3 protein-coding genes are annotated in these 2,682 nt (G+C 74.2%); 1 reads left to right on the top strand and 2 read right to left on the bottom strand.

The window, feature by feature from the left end; genetic code table 11:
• Positions 1–98 precede the first annotated feature (98 nt).
• Positions 99–587 carry a sec-independent translocase gene (locus GTW43_RS00480; protein WP_161299534.1) on the bottom strand — a complete coding sequence of 163 codons (489 nt, stop codon included), beginning with the start codon at positions 585–587 and terminating at the stop codon, positions 99–101.
• Positions 588–722: 135 nt separating this feature from the next.
• Positions 723–2,465 carry a trypsin-like peptidase domain-containing protein gene (locus GTW43_RS00475; RefSeq protein WP_343245846.1) on the bottom strand — a complete coding sequence of 581 codons (1,743 nt, stop codon included), beginning with the start codon at positions 2,463–2,465 and terminating at the stop codon, positions 723–725.
• On the opposite strand from GTW43_RS00475, the gene GTW43_RS37810 reads away from it, so the two are divergent.
• Positions 2,385–2,682 (top strand): hypothetical protein (locus GTW43_RS37810; protein WP_237536326.1); only part of this gene is annotated, 298 nt, incomplete at its 3' end. The two genes, GTW43_RS00475 and GTW43_RS37810, sit on opposite strands and share 81 nt — an antisense overlap.

The following is a 2,682-nucleotide window of genomic DNA, read 5'->3' as shown; positions in this document are numbered from 1 at the left end:
TCGGCCCGCCCCCCACGGGCGTTGTCACGTCCGGTCCACGCAACAACAAGGCAGGATGCCACACCGGGTCACGAAGTCCCGGTTGCAGGAGGGGTGGTTCAGGTCGCGTCGGAGTCGTACGGGGGCGGATCACCGGCGCCCGGCCGGTCCGTGCTCTCGGGGCGCTTCTGCATGTCGACCCGTGCGCCGGAGCCGCCCGTGCCGGTCCCGGACGCGGCGGCCGAGCCGCTCGCACCGGCCGTGGAGCCGCCGTCCTCGACCTCGGCCACGGTGTGCACCGCGTCCGAGACGTCGGCCATCTCCTTCTTCAGGTCGAAGCCGTTACGGATCTCCTTGAGCCCCAGGTCGTCGCTGTCCAGCTGCTTGCGGATGAACGTCTTGGGGTTCAGGTCCTCGAACTCGAAGTCCTTGAACTCCGGACCCAGTTCGCTGCGGATGTCTTCCTTCGCGCTGTCCGAGAACTCCCGGATCTTGCGTATGGTGCGCGAGACGTCCTGGATGACCTTCGGCAGTTTGTCGGGGCCGAACACCAGCACGGCCAGCACGACCAGGGCCACGACCTCCGGTAGGCCAATGTCGTTGAACACCTTGCACTCCTAGCGTGTCCTCGGCCCGCGGTCGGTCTTCAGTAGCAGGTCTTCGGCTGGGTCCGGCACGGACCGGGTCCACGGTACCCGGCGATGCTGTCCGTCCGGTAGCCACCGGGCGACGTCCGGGGGCGGTCAGTCCCCGTCGGCGGAGCCGAGCACCAGGGTCACCTTCCGTTGCTTTCCGTCCCGTTCCACCGAAAGATCCAGTTTGTCGCCCGGGCGGTGGGAGCGGACCTTCACGATCAGCTCCTGGCCCGAGTGCACGCGCGTGCCGTCCACGGCCGTGATGACGTCGCCGGGCTCGATCCCCGCCTTCGCCCCGGCGCCGCCGGGGCTGACGGCCGGGCCGCCGCTGTTGCCCTTCGTGCCGACGCGGGCGCCGTCACCCCCGAAGGCCATGTCGAGAGTGACACCGATCACGGGATGGGTCGCCTTGCCGGTGTTGATCAACTCCTCGGCGACGCGCTTGGCCTGGTTGATCGGTATGGCGAAGCCCAGGCCGATCGAACCCGCCTGGCCGCCGCCCTCCTCGTCCGAGCCGCCGCCGTCGGCCCCGCGGATGGCGCTGTTGATCCCGATGACGCGGGCCTTCGCGTCCACGAGCGGGCCGCCCGAGTTGCCCGGGTTGATCGGCGCGTCGGTCTGCAGCGCGTCCACATAGCTGACGTCGGAGCCGTCGCCACCGGCCGTGATGGGCCGCTCCTTGGCGCTGATGATCCCGGACGTCACGGTGTTGGCGAGGTCGAAGGGCGCACCGATGGCCACGACGGGGTCGCCGACCTGCACGTTCTCCGAGTTGCCGAGCTTCAGCGGCTTCAGGCCGTCCACGCCCTTGACCTGGATGACGGCCAGGTCGTACCCGCTGTCGTGGCCGACCACCTCGGCGTCGGCGCTCTCACCCCCGGCGAACGTGACCGATATCTCACCGGCAGGGCCTGCCGGTTGGACGACGTGGTTGTTCGTGAGGATGTGGCCCCGGCCGTCGAGGACGAACCCGGTGCCGGTGCCCTGCTCGGTGTCGCCCTTGGTGTGGATGGTGACGACGCCGGGCAGCGCGGTCCTGGCGATGCCCGCGATGCTGCCGGGGTCCCGGTGCGTGGACTCGGGTCCCGCCTGCGAGAGTTCGATCTCGCGGCCGCCCGTGCGCTCCAGGTACGAGCCGACGGCGCCGCCGACGCCGCCCGCCACGAGGGCGATCACCACGGCCCCGAGCACGAGTGCGCGCCGCCGCCGCGGACGCCCGCCGTCGCCGCTCCCCGTGTGCGACAGCGCCACGGGCCCGGCCCACGGGTCGTACTGCTGCCAGGCCCCACCCCCGACGGCCGCCGCCGCGTAGGGCTGCGGCGCGGGGGCGTGCGGCGCCGGAACGTGCGGGTGCGCCGCTTGGGCGTGCGGCTGGGGCTGGGGTTGGGGTTGCGGCTGCGGCTGCGGCTGCGGCTGCGGCTGGGCATGGGGCTGGGGCTGGGCCGGCGGGTGCGGCTGGGGCGAGGCCGGGGCCGGTGCCGGGAGCCCGTGCTGCGGTTGGGCCTGGACCGGTGCCTGGGCTCCGTGCGGAGGCTCGGCGTGCGGCTGGGGCTGCGCCGGTACCCCGTGCGGAGGCTGCGGCTGGGGCTCAGGCGCGGGCCCCTGGGCCGGGGTGCCGCCCGCAGGAGTGCCGCCAGCGGGAGTGCCGCCCGCAGGGGTGCCGCCCGCGGGGGTGCCGTGGGCCGGGGTCGCCATCGGGTGCTGCACCGGCGGCGCGAGCGCCCAGGGCCCGGGCTCGCCGTAGGGCGGCGTGCTGTACGGATCGGGATCATGCAACGGCCGGGGCGCGTCGCCGACGGTGGCGGCCTCCGCCGCATCCTGGACCGGAGCACCGGCGCCGACCGGCGGCACCGCAGCCCCGGGCGCCTGCGCGGCAGCCCCGGGAACAGGACCCTCCGCACCGGGAACCGAGGCATCGGCGGCAGCCGACGGCGCGGCATGTCCGAGGGGCCGGGGCGCGCCGGCCGGGTCAGGCTCCTCGGCACCCGGGACCGGAGCATCGGCAGCGGCCGGAGCCGGACGGTCAGCCGCAGCCGTCGGCGCCGCGGGCGCCGGCGTCTGCGGGGCG

The sequence above is a fragment of the Streptomyces sp. SID5785 genome, from assembly GCF_009870065.1.
Lineage (GTDB): Bacteria > Actinomycetota > Actinomycetes > Streptomycetales > Streptomycetaceae > Streptomyces.
Note: the sequence above shows the minus strand (reverse complement) of the source record. Positions and strands in the feature narration are given on the sequence as shown.